The following is a 13,922-nucleotide window of genomic DNA, read 5'->3' as shown; positions in this document are numbered from 1 at the left end:
GCAGTTGGTGGGGATGTTGTTCCGGATCTCTGACCGGTTCACGGTGAACTGGGTGTCGGTCCACACGCCGCCCGGTGCGACGGTGGAGGCGTTGTTGTTCACCTCACTGTGGTCGAGCGTCACCGTACTGCCGGTGTTGAAGATGCCGCCGCCCTGTGAATTTCCGGAGCCGTTCGCGCTGTTGTGGTGGACCGAGCTGTCCTTCAGCACGAGGGTGGCGGAAGCCGTGTTGTAGATGCCGCCGCCATCGCCGTCGGAGCCTCCAACGACGTTACCGGCGACCTCGGTCCTGATGAGGGTCAGCGAGGCTTTATTCCAGATCCCGCCGCCGGAAGAGCCCGTGGTGGTGTTGTTGAGGATCTTGCTGTTGATGAACTGGACGGTGCCGTCGTCGATGTCGATGCCGCCACCCTCCGAGCTTGAGGTGTTGTTCTTCAGGGTTGTGTTGCGGTAGATGGCGTCACCGCTGTCGTGGTCGATGGCACCGCCGACAACGGCGAAGTTGCGTTCGAACTCGACCCCGTCGGTGGTGACGGTACCGTTCGACTGCAGGCCTCCGCCCCTGAGGCCCGCGTTGTTGAAGGTGAACTGGCTGCGGGTGATGTTCGCCGTGGCATTTGACTCGACATCGACGCCGCCACCCTCGACGCCGGCGGTGTTGTTGTCGAGGGTGACCTCGTTGAGGTTCAGCGTGCCGTCGACGAGGATGCCTCCCCCGTCATCGGGCGCATTGCCGCCGCGGATGGTGACGTCGTCGAGCCGGAGGTTACCGGTGGAGGTGACGTGGAAGATGCGGAAGGTGCCGGCCGTCGGTCCGTCGCGAACGATGGTGGAGTCCCGGCCCTCGATGGTGAGTTGGCTGTCGATGGGGGGCAGTCCGTCGTCGCCGCTGTAGGCGGTGGTCAGGTGGTAGGTGCAGCGGCGGGCGAGGACGAGCGTGGATCCCGCCGGCGCCGTGGCTAGCGCGTTGATCAGGGCCGCGGTGTCACACGGCACCTGGATACCCGACCCTCCCGCCACGGCCGGAACCGCGCTCACGCCATTGACAACGATCGTGGCCAGGGCAGCGATGCCGGACAGTGTGGTGTATCGCATGGCTCTCCTCGAAGTGCAGGCACCTTCGGAGCACGGGCGGCTCCTCGTCCGCGTCCCGGACACTGGGAGCAAAGCCGTCTCCCGCACCTCTCCCAGCGAGCCGCAACTACCCCTCACCCAGGCACAGCAGCGAATACGGCCAAGTAGCTGAATCCGTCATCCGACAGGACTGCATGACGATGACATCTCCCCGCCGCCACCACCGGTGATCCTCCGCAGGCAGGCCATGCAATCCGTGACCCGGTCGCGGCGCCCTGCGCGGCGTGACGGAAAGACAGGACGAGTGCCAGGACGTCGCGGAAGAGTTCGGCAAACAGCAAGAGTGTCTCCGCCCACACAGCCGGGGGAACGCCCGCGAAGTCTCGAGGTTGCCTTCCAATTTGATGGCAGGTTTCGCGGCGGCGCTGGTTGCCGCGGACGGTTACCTGGTGCTGCGGCACCGTAGGACCTCCCGGGGCTGACGTCTACTGGGCATGGCAGGCCCCCGTACTCGTCCGGCTGAGGAGTACGGGGGGCGTGGCGCTGCGCTTTGCGGGACAGCCCTTAGCCAACGCCCACCCCCGCGGAACGAATACGGCGAGACCTCCGCCAACCCCAGACCGTGTGGCCCACCAGAGCGACCGCAACGGCAACAGCCGTGAACCGAACGGTGGTCCAGGTACCCAGAACAACCGGACTCGGCCCGCGCGACTCCGTCTCCAGACGCATGGAAGTCTCATAAAAAGCCACCAGGGGAATAAGCAGCCGGAAGAACAGGCCGCCGATGCCCGGCACCTGCGCGAGGTTCCCCAAGAGCCCAAGAGGTGCTCCGAAGAAGAATGCCAGCACACCCCAGAGGGCAATTCCGGATGATCCCGCACCTGAGGAATCCAGTCCACCCAGGGAAGCCAGGCTTCCCTTAGTCAGGTAGTAGGTCACGACACCGATGGCCATCCCCAGAGGCGCGAGAACAACCGATTCGATTTTAGACCGACGGAAATAACCCACCAGAAACGCGTAACAGGCCCACGGCCACCCACCGGTGAAAACGGCGCCCACGGCCGCACCTGGACGGCCGCCCCAATGCTCAGCGGTAGGCCCTGTCAGGCCAAGCAACAGGCCAAGCCCGAGTGGCACCGCAAACGACGCGGCCCGAGCACCCCAAAAGTTCACTCTCTCCCCTTCCGGCCCTAATGCGGCATTACTCCGGGCCCGTGTGCAAACGGAGTAATGGCCCACCCGAGGTAGCATTTCTTTCCAGCCGACACCAGATCGCACCCACAGCACCACTTGCCATGAGTCACATTCTGGCAGATATTCCCTTTCAGCTGAGCGGCCGAATCTTTGATTTCTAGCTTTACCACGCCCCACTCGGAGGGGTTACCCAGCTCCGCTGGCGTGGTTGACGCCGTCACCCCTCTTGTGGATGACGGGCTGCCCAGGTGCGAGGCCGTCGCCGGCCTCAACTACGGTATCGCCGGTACCGGTTCCGCGACGCGCCCACACCGACCAGCACCAAGTCCTCGCCCTCTACGGCATTGCAAGATCGCCATGAACCGGACATCCAGGGGAGAACGCCGGGGCCCTGGTCGTCAACGTCGAGCACGACGCCCCAGTTGGTCCGTGCCACGCACTGCGCCCGGACCGCCACAGGTGACGCACGCCAGATAACCGCAAATGGGCTGGCTAAGGTCGGTGGGGGTACAGCGAGACACACGCGCGCCTGGCCGGTTGGCGCGCCCGCCGCCGTGGCCGGCTGTCGTCGGCAAGCGCTGCCGGGTTGCAGGCCATTGCTTGCTCTGGTCGACGGCACTGGCAACGTGGCGGAGGCATACTGTAAGGCTCGACAACATCCCCTGGTTCGTCCGAGGTATCGCCTGCGGAGACGTCGTAGCCACCGAGCCCGATGACGAAGGCGTGTTATGGGCGGGCGAGGTAGTTCGTCGTTCGGAGAACCGCACCATCCGCCTCATCGTGCTCCGTGACGGCGGTTCAGGAGCCGCACGGCAGAGCGTGCACAACGCGTTTCACGAACTGGGAGTCTGCGGCGAGGGCATAGGACGGTTCCGCATGATCGCCCTAGACATCCCACCCGCCGCCGATCTCGCCAAGGTGCAACGATTGCCGACTGACGCCGTTCATGTGATCCACGGCTGGGCCGTCCCTGGGCCGTCCGAGGTTGCTCGACAGCCGCCATTGACGACCGGCGACGACCACCAGGCGCTCAAGCCTGCTGCCCCTGACCAGCAAAAACCCAGCTCACCAAGATTTCCGGCGAGACCCAGGGCAAGAAGAAGGCAGTGCCCGCGAGCAAGCCCTTGCCCGCGACGGCCCTCACACTGGCGAGTGGGATCATCCGTGGATGGCAGACATACGGCTCCCCCACGGTTGGACTCTTCAGCAGATCCGCGATGTCTCGGGAGACCGAGAAGCTGCCGCCCTGGATCCCGATCGGCCAGTGAAGTGGTTCAGCGTCGGCGAGCCCCACGAGATGCCACGCCCGGAGATCGTTCTCGGGTTCCACAGCCTGTGTCTCGTGAAGCCTGTCGATGACGACGACTGGTACATGGGCAGCCTGTACGACGACGGCAGCATCGACTGCTGGGCCGCCTACGGCGACCTGTACGAGGCGCTACGCGGCCTCTAGGAGCTTGCTCCGCGTGGCGACCAGCACCTTGCGATGCCGGCCCGGTGATCTCAGGTCGGCACAGGTTCGCTCTCCTGCTGCGGCGCCTCGGCGGTCACCGCCCGCACAGAACGCGAGGCGAAGCTGACGACAGTCATCACGGCGAGGATCGCACCAGCCGCGAGCATCGTCCGCCCAGTCCCGATCGCACCGGAGACCGGGCCCACCAGCACCAGGCCGATCGGGCCGAGCAGGAACGACGCCATCGCGTCGTAGGAGCTGATCCGCGAGATCGATCCGGCGGGGACATGCCGTTGCAGTGTGGTGTCCCACAGCACCTCGAAGAGGTTCACGCACACGCCGTTGACGAACATCGACGCGGCGATCAGCCATACCGGGGCGCCGAAGCCGAGCAGCGCGAACGGCGGCAGGAAGCCGAAGGTGGATAACACCGCGAGGCGGATGGGACGTTGGGGGCGCACGTGCATCGCCACCAGGGAGCCGGCCACCAGGCCGACCGCCATCGAGGTGGCGATGACCGCCCAGGCGGACGGGCCGCCAAGGTGCTGCTTGGCGGTCAGCGGGCCGAGCACGTTGACCGCGGTGAAGCAGAGGTTGACGAAGGCGAACTGCACGACGACCAGCCAGATCCAGCTGCGCGAGGTGAAGTCCCTCCAACCGGACCGCAGGTCCGCCAGAACGGTTGCCGCTTTCGCTCTGGTGACGTTCGCGACACGGACCCCGGACAGCAGTGCGGCCGAGACAAGGAAGGTCGCAGCGTCGATGGCCAGCGCCCAGCCTCCGCCGACCGTGGCCACGAGGACGCCTCCAAGCGCGTTACCGAAGACGCTCGTGCCGTTCATCGACAGCCGCAGAAGACCGTTGGCTGCCTGGAGGTCCTTGCCGGAGACGACCTGCGGCAACGCCCCGCGGGAGGCAGGCAGGAATAGCGCCCCCGCGGCGTCAGCGAGCATGTTGAGTCAGACCAGGGCCGCCGGCGACGTGGAGGAGGTGAGAATGAGCAGCGCGATCGCCCCTTGTCCGGCGAACGCGACCAAGTCTGAGACGACCATCAGCCGGAACCGCGGCAGTCGGTCGGCCAGCACACCGCCGAACAGCAACAGCAGCACTTGGGCAATCGAGCGGCCAGCCAGGACGAGGCCCAGCATGGTCGCCGAGCCGCCCTTGGCGTCCAGCACGGAGAAGGCCAGTGCGATGGGAGCCATGGCGCTGCCGAGCAGCGATACGGTGCGGGCGAGGAACAGGTGGCGGAACGGCCGCTGCCGTAAGACCGTGAAGCCCGTGAAGCCCGTGAAGCCCGTGAGCACAGCAAACCTCCACTCATCGCGGGACGTTGACGGTTCATCCCGCGTCGGCGCGCGCAGACACGCCGGTTGGCTCCCGGACAAGCACGCTAGCAGCGGACGCGGGCAGGGCTCTCCCTCATTTGCGCCCCACACACAACGCCTTCAGGTCCCCGTGGCGCCGTTCCGGGTTCCTGGTCCACCGCCGGGGCGCCCGCCAGACCGTCGGTCCGCCGTGACGCTGGCCCCGCGGACCCGCCCTCCGAGTGAGCAGCGAGTGAGATGAGCGACGTGCGCGGAAGGAGCGCTCTGACAACGTCCGACGTCGCTGGAAACAAAGGGAGTTACGCTCCAAGACTGTCAAGGCACTATCTGTCTTAGGCGTCCGACTGTCCGGTTGGAGTTCTGGCCTGCGCAAATAGGCCGGACACCGTCAACGGCCCTGTCTCCGAGTGTCCGGTCCGGCTGCCGTGCAGGCAGCAACCGAAGAGCCGACGCCGATAGAGGCGCCGGCTCCTGTTCTCCAGCAATCCGTTAGGGCCCGCTAGCCACGTACGCCGTCGACAGCACCGGACAGCCCTGGTGGGTGGGCTAGGGTCTTTCGTTTGGATCAGGCCGGATCAGGGAGCGGGGTCTGATCCAAACGAGAGGCCCTAGTTCCCTGGCGGCTGGATGACGACGATGCGCCAGATCACCGAGTTGTCCGCTGAGAACTTCCACGCCAGCTCGTGCATGCCGGCGTGCGGTATCTCGGCGGTGAACACGCCGCTTCCGTCACCGCACTGAGACCCGGCGAGGGTCTTTCCGGCGGCGGTGATGTTGAACTTGGACGGGCCGGCGCACGTCCACATCGCCGTGATGGATGAGGCTTTCCCCGCTGACGCGGGAAGTGTGACGCTGCCTGCGCCGTGCCCCGACCCCGTGTACAGCGTCTTCGTCCCGACAGGGAGCGAGGACTGGACCGGGTCGGGAAGACGGTCCGGGGTCGTCGGGGTCTGCACCGAAGAGGGGGCCCCGTCGGTCCCTGTCGTCGCCTTGGACGCCCCGTGGGTGGCGGGCGTGCTGTGGTGATCGCCACCGGAACAGGCCGTAACGAGCACCAGGGCCGACAGGCCGACGGCCAGCAGGGGAAGCTTCATCGGATCGTCCTCAACTCACGAGTGGGCGATGTAGGGCGAGAGCGCCGGAAGCTTAGCGGTCCCGTGACTCGTGGAGATCCACTTGCAACCACCATTGAGGGAACCGTAGTCCCAGTTGAAGGAGTAGCCCTTCGAGCCGAGGGCGAGCCATCCGTCCCTCTGGTTGTTCGGAACCTTCCACGTCCCGCCAAGGGTGACGGTGGTGGTCTTGGCGTAAGAGACCGAGCCGCTGATGCTCTCCTCGGCAGACTCGATGATGATCGACTGGCTCAGCTTGGCCGAGTACGTGAACGTGCCGGTCCAGGTGTGGCCCTTGGCCACCGAGACCGAGAGCGTGACGCCGGACTGCCCGTAAACGGTCTTGCTCTTGTCACCGACGAACGTGCTCTTCACGTTGGAAAGGGAGACGCTCGGCCCGTCATACGGGCAGCCGTCCGCGTTCATCGGGTGGTTAGCGCTGCCCGACGGCGAGTCCACCGCGACGTCGGCGTCGTCCGGCGCCTGGGGGATTGGATTCCCGTCCAGGTCGGCATTGACCTCCGATGAAGTGTCCGTCACCGAGGGGGTGTCTTCCGCGAAAGCAGTACCCGCTCCCCCGGTCCCGACGATGAGAAAAGCGGAAAGCGCAGCGGCTGTGCATGTGCGAGTCAGTTTGGCATTCATAGCTATTCCCTCCCCTCCACCCCCTCCGGGGCGGCATGGACACAACAATCACGGAGCCCTCGTTGATCGTCAAGGAAATGTGAAGAATCTGAGGGGGACTTGAGCTTGACGATCAGTCAGCATTCCCGCCCCGAAGCACCAGAGCCCGTGTTGTCGCGTTCCGGCCGGGCGGGGCCCCATACAGGCCGAGTTGCAGTGTGCGGCGCAGGGGATGGTGCACTGCATCGCGGACCCGAAGGGGTGCACGATACATCAAGCCCCGGCGAACGCTGGCGAATAGCGCCAGCCGCACACGGTGTCTTGCGGAGCGCGATAGCGTCCGCGTCGTGGCTCACCCCTCGCCTCTCTGAGTCTCTCCTCCTCAGTTGTTGAGCAGGAGGTACCGGGAAAGGTGGGAGGTGAGTTGATGGACCAGTCGAAGGAGCCCGCGTGGTTCCGGCGGCATCAGTGGTGGATCCAGTTGTCGCTGGAACTACTGGCCGCGGCTGGCACGATCGCGGGCTGTGTCGCACCGTTCATGCACTGAGGTGTAGTTGAACGGTGGTCCGGTCGGAAGGGCTGAGTTGCGGGCCCGGCCGACAGCAACTCGACCGGGCCCACTACCCGCGTGGCAGGCCTGGCTCCGGATGCCGCCGGAGTCAGGCCTTGCTCATGCGGGGGCCAGCGCTGCGCGGCAAGGACAGTTACCGCTCCTTGTTGAGCTGCGCACCGCCAATGTACCCACGGGCGTGCCCATGGCGACCGTTCCGCCCCAAAAAATCCGTAGAGGTTAACCATCGTTAACACGATGAAGATGCAGGTCACATCATGTAAAGCTGGCGAAAGCTGGCGAAACTTGAATCTGTGAGCCGCCTCCGGCAGGACAGAAGCCAGCCCTGTCCACTCCGCCACCTGAGCGGGCGGAATCCCGTCATTGAGCCACCTCGCCAGGTGCGTGTCGGACAGGGCCGGTTGTCACATCCCGGCCATACCGCCACCGGTGAGGCCCGGAGCCAGCGCCGGGACCCAGAAGACGGCGACGGCCAGGGCGATCGAGGCGATCCCCACGACACGGGCCACCAGACGGCCGGCCGGAGCGAGCTTCTCAGTGGTGATCACACAGGCCAGGGCCACCATGGCCCATAGGTTCATCACACCGAACGCCGCCAGCAGCATCATCAGCGACCAACAGCAGCCCAGGCAGAAGGCCCCGTGGTGGGCGCCGGCACGCAGATCGCGCGAGGGCTTCGGATACGAGGCGTAGCGCAGCATCAGCCCCAGCGGCGAGCGGCACCTCGCCAGGCAGCGGTCCTTGAGGGGCGTGAGTTGGTAAACGCCACTGACCGCGAACACAGCCGCGGCCACTGCGGTCCCCGCCGCGGCCGTGAGGCTCGCCGCCCGGCCCAGGCCAACGGCAAGCCAGTACCCCGGCAGCCCGGCAGCAGCCCAGACAAACAGGTAGGCGACGGTAAAGACGGCCATGCGCGATGCCCGATGCACGGTGATGGTGCGCGCGTACAGCGCGGCGACGGGCGCCGTGGCGGGCAGCATCATCGCAGCCATCATCAGCGTCCACACGACCAGGAAGGCGGGCAGACCCAGGCCCATGGTGCCAGGCATCGCCTGCATGCCGCCCGAGCGCGTTACCACCCAGACCCAGGCGGCGGCCGCCGCGACCAGCAGTAGCCCGGCGGGGCCTGCCCTCCGGCGGACGGTGGCCGGCCCACCGGTCACGCGGACCACGTGAAGGGCGCCGAATGGCCGTTGCCGCCGGTGAAGTCCCAGGACCGGCCGTACACGCCGTCGCCTGTGGCCCGGGTGGACCGGGCGATCGTCAGCGTGCTGTTCGCCGGGTGGAACATGCCGGTCAGGCCCATGACCGGACCGTCCTCGCCGAACTGCGGGGCGACCTGGTCCTCGATTTCGATATCGATGGCGTCACCCACCCGCGCGGCATGGCGGCGGCCGTCGTCGCGGTAGTCGATGGGGGCGCGCTCCACGCCGAGGACCTCTCCGATGAGCGGAGTGAGCGCCGCCATCGGCCCCCCGGCCTGGCCGGAGAAGACCTTGCCCAGCGCCTCCGCCTGGCCCTCGTCGGCCGAGGCGTCGATATAGAGCGCCACCTGCCAACCGCCCTCGGCCATCACCCGGGGCGCGTCGATGAAGACGGCGACGCTTCGGTCGGAGACATCCACGCCGTCCACGTTCCCGCTGTCCACGTGGAAGGCGAAGGTCACCTGGCAACGCTCGTGGTCGGCCGGTGCGGTGAGGCCCGATGTGGTGCAGGGACACACCACGTCACAGTTGCAGCTTTCCAGGTACGTGCCGTTGAGATTCCAGGGCATGTCCATATCTCCCTGTTTCGCGTCCCTCGCGGCGAAGGGAATACTGCATGGCCAGGGTCCACCCCGCCCCGGTGCCCCGCTTCTCCAGGCTATTCCTGACACCCCCGTTGCGCAGATCCGCCGGGGCGCAGCTCACCGTCCTGGTGGAGGACCGCATTCATCCGCGACCACGCCTGCCGGGCGCTTGGCCGCAGGTTCGAGTCCTGCCGGGGCGCCGCTGAGAGCCCACTGTCCGGGAGGACCTTTTTGCCGGCCAGAACTAATGAGGCTCGATGCGGCGAAGCCCCGGGCTCCTCCTCGACGATCAAGGGGAGCCTCCGGGGTTGTCCGGCTGGAGGTGGCAAGGTCCAGCGATCACCTTCGTCACAGTGTGCTGGGGTGTGGTCGGATGCCCGCCGGGTCTGCTGCGTGTGGGGTCAGCCGACGCATCCGGTGCCGATGACGGGGCTGCCGTCGCAGTTGGTGGGGATGTTGCGCCGGATCTCCGACCGGTTCACCGTGAACTGGGTGTCGGTCCACACGCCGCCCAGTGCGACGGTGGAGGCGTTGTTGTTCACCTCACTGTGGTCGAGCGTCACCACACCGCCGCTGATATTGGAGATGCCGCCCCCCTGCGAATTGCCGGAGCCGTTCGCGCTGTTGCGGTCGACCGAGCTGTACCGCAGCACCAGGGTGCCGCCGTCGTCGTAAATGCCGCCGCCCAAGCTGCCTGAGCCTCCAACGACGTTACCGGCGACCTCGGTCTTGACGAGTGTCAGCGAGGCACTGTTCCAGATCCCGCCGCCGGTTCCAACGTCTTTATGCGCGTCGAATGACCAGTACGGCCACGTCGTCGAGGTGATCGACCGCGATCGCGGCGTCGAGGATGCGGTCAGCGGTCTCTTCGGCGTTCAGTCCGTCGTGGACGGCTTGGGCGGCCAGTGTTCCGGCTCGTTCCAGTCCGGCTTCCAGCGTCAGGCCTGGTCCTTCGACCACGCCGTCGGTGACCATGACCAGCGCGCTGTCGTCGTCCAGGGTGAAGATCTCCTGGCGGTATTCGGTGCCGGGCAGGACGCCCATGACCGGCCCGCCCGGCAGCTCGCGGACCTCGTGGCTGCCGTCGCTGTGTGCGCACAGCAGCGGCACATGGCCGACGCTGGTGCCGGTGACCTGTCCATCGTGCGGGTCGATGTGCAGCATGGTGCAGCTGGCGAATCGCGCGGGGCGGCCGTGACGAGCAGCTCGTTGGTGCGGGTCAGCACGGTTCCGGGGTCCGGTTCCTGGGCGGCGATCGCGCGCAGGGACAAGCGGACCTGTCCCATGAAGGCGGCGGCGTCGACGTCGTGCCCCTGGACGTCGCCGATCTCCAGTGCGATCGCGCCGTCGGGCATCATGAAGGCGTCGTACCAGTCTCCGCCGATGTCCAGCCCGTCCCGGCTGGGGCGGTAGCGAGCGGCGACCTCCAGGCCCGGAAGGTGCTCGGGCAGCGCGGGGAGCATGGTCTGCTGCAGCGCCGTGGCCAGCTCGACGTGTGCCTGTTGCAACCTGATCCGCTTGAGTGCCTGGCCCGCCAGGTCGGCCAGTGTGCCCACGAGGGTCCGTTCATCCAGGGGCGACAGGTATCCGCGGCGGTAGAGCATCGCCCAGGCCCCGAGCGGCTGATCGCCGGGCTCGCTGAGGGGGGTGATCGAGATGGCGTAGTCGGAGCCGAGCCGGAGGAACCTCAGAAGTGGGGCGTGCGGCCAGCGGCGGGTGAAGTCCTCCCGGTCGGTGATGAACTGCGGCTTGCCGGTACGGATCGCCTCGGACAGCGGGGTCGGCTGGTCCAGCCGCAGGCCGTGCAGGGCCTCGACCTCGCGCATGTCTATCCCGGCATCGGTGGAGATGCACAGGCGGCTGTCGTCGACGAGTGCGAGCACGGCGCCGCTGGCGCCGAAGGTCGCGGCGAGCCGGGTCAGGACGACCTGCTGCAGTTCCTGCTCCGTGACTGCGGTGATCAAGGCGGAGGAGAAGTCGGCGGTGTCCTTGGCGCGCTGTCGTTCGGCAGTCAGCGCGGCCTGCGCCTTCTGTTTGCGCTTCTCCTGCGTGGTGTCGTCGCGGACCACCACGAAGATCCGTTCGGGGCCGTCGAAGCCCAGCTGGAGCCGACGGACTTGAACGGCCAGTCGGCGCCAGCCGTCGCGCGAGGTGTGGTACCGCAGTCTCACCCAGGGGGACTGCTGGAAGGAGGTCGAGCGCAGGAGCTGCCAGAAGGAATCCCTGTCGTCGGGGTGCACTGCCGCGATCACTCTGGACATCGGCGCAGTCGGATCCGGGATGAGCGCGACCAGGCTGGGTAGGCCACCGAGCCACTCCAGCTGGTCCTTCTGGGGCGAATACATCCACAGGCCAAGGCCGGCGGCCGCGGTGGCCAGCCGGAACGGTATCAGCAGGCTGGCCAGGTCGTTTCGGGCATCCAGGACGCGCACCCGCATCAGCTGCTTGTCACCGGCGGGATCCTTCACCTGTCGCGCCTCGAGCAAACAGGCAATGGGTACTCCGTCTCGCCCGGGAAACTCCAGCTCCCGCATCGCGACCGCATCCGCCCTGGCGGCGTGGGCCACCAGATGTCCGGCCGACATCCGCTGGCTTGCAGGCCACAGATCACCGAAGTCACGCCCCAGGCACTGCTCCGCCGGCCTGCCAAGCGCCGTGGCCATAGCAGCGTTGAGGTCGCGCACGGCACCGTCCAGCGTCAGAAGAGCCGACGGGCAAGCGCTTCGATGAAGTTCGTCCAAGGCGTCCATCTGCGGCTCCGTGGCGCATGCCGAAACAACCTCTTCAGCTATGTTCGCGCATTTTGCCGTGATGTCTCAATAAAGGGGGTGCCGGTGATCGCGGGGCGGTCCGGCGCCGCCCGGCTGTCACCGGGTTTCTGCGGGTGGATGCGGTGATTACAGAGCACTTCCGCGCGCGGCCCGCCACGCCCGTCGGACGACCGAGCCCGCGAGTATGCCGCCCTCCTCTCCCTGGAACAGCACATCTCCCGGCTTCAGGCTCGCCGGGTTTGCTGCTCGAGGGGTCAGCCGATGCGGCGATGCCGCCGCCCCTCGCCGCTGGAACCTCCTACGACGTTGCCTGAGACCTCGGTCCTGATGAGCGTCAGCGAGGCCACGCCGGGCGGTGGCGGTGCCCGGACATACCGACGGCCCCCCGACCGAGTTTCCTGGTCAGGGGCCGTTCACCTGCGGTGGGTGTGGGATTTGAACCCACGGTGACATCGCTGCCAGGACGGCTTTCAAGAGCGTCGCTCTATTCACGCCCCACCTTATGTGACCTGCTCAAACGCCGTCCTGGTCGCTCTCGACCGACCCTCCGGCCCACCCATGGCCCACGAGGACAGCTCAGTCCGAGACCCGTTCCGACACCCGGGCCTCAAAAAGACAGGCATCAGAGAATTTCGACAGCCTGGAGAAGCACGGTGTTGGAGAAGCCCTGAGTCTGCCCGCGCCCCAGGTAATGCCACGTTCCGTCAGCTGCCCACCAGATGTCGTTGTTTCCGGAGTGGATCTCGCTGACCCACATCCCACCCCGAACCCTGCCGTGCCAGTTGGATGCGAAGTCGAGACGTCCCTTGTTCGCATAGCAGTGGTACAACTGGTGGTTCTCTTCCAGGCGGAGAAAGTCCAAGCGGTCCTTTCCGCAGTTCGTCTCGTTGATGGCGAACGCGGGGGCGGTGGGGATGGCCGCGCCGAGTGCGATGGCCAGGGCTGCGGTTGTCGCGATTTTCTTGAAGCTCATCTTCACTGGCGTGCCTCGATTTCCTTAGATATTCGGGCGTAAGTCGGCCCTGGTTCGCGGCTGTTCACCGTTACCCCGCGTGAGCTCACCATGCGGTTGCGGGCCGGCTCAGATCGGCGCCCGCCCCGGCGCTGCGGGGCGGGCGTGCGGGATGGGGTGCTCATTCGCGCACCGGAAAGTGCGGGTGTCGCGCAGTCAGGCGTAGGCCCGGCGGGCTGGCTCCGCGTAAGGAGCGGTTCCGGAAGCAGCCAACCAGGCCTCGGACTGTCGATCAATGCGAAACAAGCAGAAATGCCCTTTCATACCGAGGAGTTGGGTGCGAGTCACCGAACGCGAACCACAGAAATGCGATGGCCACGCTCTCGTCACCCGCCCAGAGGGGAAGGCCGGCTCGTGGGCAGAGGCACAACGTGAGCCTTGCGCCGTCCAGACCGATACAGCTCTCCGTAATCCGTCCGAAGCGCCCCGCCCGCTCTTCACTGTGAGCCGGACGGGGCGCCTGGGACTGATCGGCCTTCTCGTTCACCGCCCCTGGCGGTGAACGAGAAGGCCTGCTACGGCGAGTGCTCGCCGTCAGATCGCGCAACGGGCGAATGCCTGCACACTGCCGGTCTGCTGCGCCTCATTCTGGAATTGGATCTGCCACTGCATGGGGCTCACCGCACGGTTACCCGTCACGTCGATGCTGGCGGAGGACACCTCCCAGCCACCGCTGAGGGCCCTGGTGCCCGCAGGGCACGTGACGGTGACGATCTTGGTTTGGTAGGCCGATATGAACTCGACCGGGCTGCTTGCGACGACGGGGTCCACGCTGGTCACGTTCATGGCCAGTGCAGGCGACGCCAGGCCGAGGGTCAGCGCGGGGGCGGCGACCAGGGCGAGGAGCTTGGTGCGGATCATGGTTTGACCTCCTTGAGTGGCTCATACGTCCGGAAGAATCGAACGCACGATCCCAGGCTAGGAGCGGCGTTGACCGAGCCGCCATCTGACGTCACCCATTTGAGTGACCAGATGCTTACCATGAGTTACTACT

The 13,922-nt window shown here is 66.6% G+C and carries 10 protein-coding genes and 3 pseudogenes; 1 reads left to right on the top strand and 12 read right to left on the bottom strand.

The genetic code is table 11. From position 1 onward, the window contains the following. On the bottom strand, nt 1–1,095 hold a 1,095-nt coding region (locus ABZ845_RS21760), incomplete at its 3' end, for a right-handed parallel beta-helix repeat-containing protein (RefSeq protein WP_360982092.1). 543 nt (nt 1,096–1,638) lie between these two features. Continuing rightward, nucleotides 1,639–2,133: a hypothetical protein gene (locus ABZ845_RS21755; protein ID WP_360982090.1), complete on the bottom strand. Its 495-nt coding sequence runs from the start codon at nt 2,131–2,133 to the stop codon at nt 1,639–1,641. Nucleotides 2,134–2,907: 774 nt separating this feature from the next. On the opposite strand from ABZ845_RS21755, the pseudogene ABZ845_RS21750 reads away from it, so the two are divergent. Further along, a pseudogene (locus ABZ845_RS21750) lies at nt 2,908–3,198 on the top strand (DUF4265 domain-containing protein); the annotation flags it as partial. Nucleotides 3,199–3,298: 100 nt separating this feature from the next. On the opposite strand, the gene ABZ845_RS21745 reads toward ABZ845_RS21750, so the two are convergent. The 10 genes and pseudogenes from ABZ845_RS21745 to ABZ845_RS21700 all read right to left on the bottom strand — a co-directional run bounded on the left by ABZ845_RS21745 (nt 3,299) and on the right by ABZ845_RS21700 (nt 13,789). Continuing rightward, nucleotides 3,299–3,598 (bottom strand): hypothetical protein, encoded by a 300-nt coding sequence (locus ABZ845_RS21745; protein ID WP_360982106.1) that lies wholly within the window; start codon nt 3,596–3,598, stop codon nt 3,299–3,301. A gap of 173 nt (nt 3,599–3,771) precedes the next feature. Beyond that, nucleotides 3,772–5,028 (bottom strand): annotated as a pseudogene (locus ABZ845_RS21740) (MFS transporter). 629 nt (nt 5,029–5,657) lie between these two features. Beyond that, the gene (locus ABZ845_RS21735; RefSeq protein WP_360982088.1) at nt 5,658–6,143 is read right to left on the bottom strand and encodes a hypothetical protein; all 486 of its coding nucleotides are present in this window, start codon (nt 6,141–6,143) and stop codon (nt 5,658–5,660) included. 15 nt (nt 6,144–6,158) lie between these two features. Beyond that, nucleotides 6,159–6,701, bottom strand: coding sequence for a hypothetical protein (locus tag ABZ845_RS21730; RefSeq protein WP_360982086.1), 543 nt, complete (start codon nt 6,699–6,701; stop codon nt 6,159–6,161). A 1,059-nt stretch (nt 6,702–7,760) separates the two neighbouring features. Then, complete coding sequence (locus tag ABZ845_RS21725; RefSeq protein WP_360982084.1) at nt 7,761–8,519, bottom strand: DUF2182 domain-containing protein; 759 nt, start codon at nt 8,517–8,519, stop codon at nt 7,761–7,763. After that, on the bottom strand, nt 8,516–9,130 hold the full coding sequence (locus ABZ845_RS21720) for a DUF1326 domain-containing protein (protein ID WP_360982082.1): 615 nt from the start codon (nt 9,128–9,130) through the stop codon (nt 8,516–8,518). The genes ABZ845_RS21725 and ABZ845_RS21720 overlap by 4 nt, the downstream gene beginning before the upstream one ends. 416 nt (nt 9,131–9,546) lie before the next feature. Continuing rightward, on the bottom strand, nt 9,547–9,834 hold the full coding sequence (locus ABZ845_RS21715) for a hypothetical protein (protein WP_360982080.1): 288 nt from the start codon (nt 9,832–9,834) through the stop codon (nt 9,547–9,549). A 94-nt stretch (nt 9,835–9,928) separates the two neighbouring features. Beyond that, nucleotides 9,929–11,895 (bottom strand): annotated as a pseudogene (locus tag ABZ845_RS21710) (SpoIIE family protein phosphatase). 643 nt (nt 11,896–12,538) lie between these two features. Continuing rightward, a complete protein-coding gene (locus ABZ845_RS21705) occupies nt 12,539–12,889 on the bottom strand; it encodes a hypothetical protein (RefSeq protein ID WP_360982078.1) in 351 nt (116 codons plus the stop codon). Between the two features lie 573 nt (nt 12,890–13,462). Next, nucleotides 13,463–13,789: a hypothetical protein gene (locus ABZ845_RS21700; RefSeq protein WP_360982077.1), complete on the bottom strand. Its 327-nt coding sequence runs from the start codon at nt 13,787–13,789 to the stop codon at nt 13,463–13,465. Between the last annotated feature and the right edge of the window lie 133 nt (nt 13,790–13,922).

Origin of the sequence: Streptomyces sp. NPDC047022, assembly GCF_040644155.1 — a bacterium.
In the GTDB taxonomy this organism is placed as follows: Bacteria; Actinomycetota; Actinomycetes; order Streptomycetales; family Streptomycetaceae; genus Streptomyces.
This window is presented reverse-complemented; position numbering and strand designations above follow the sequence as displayed.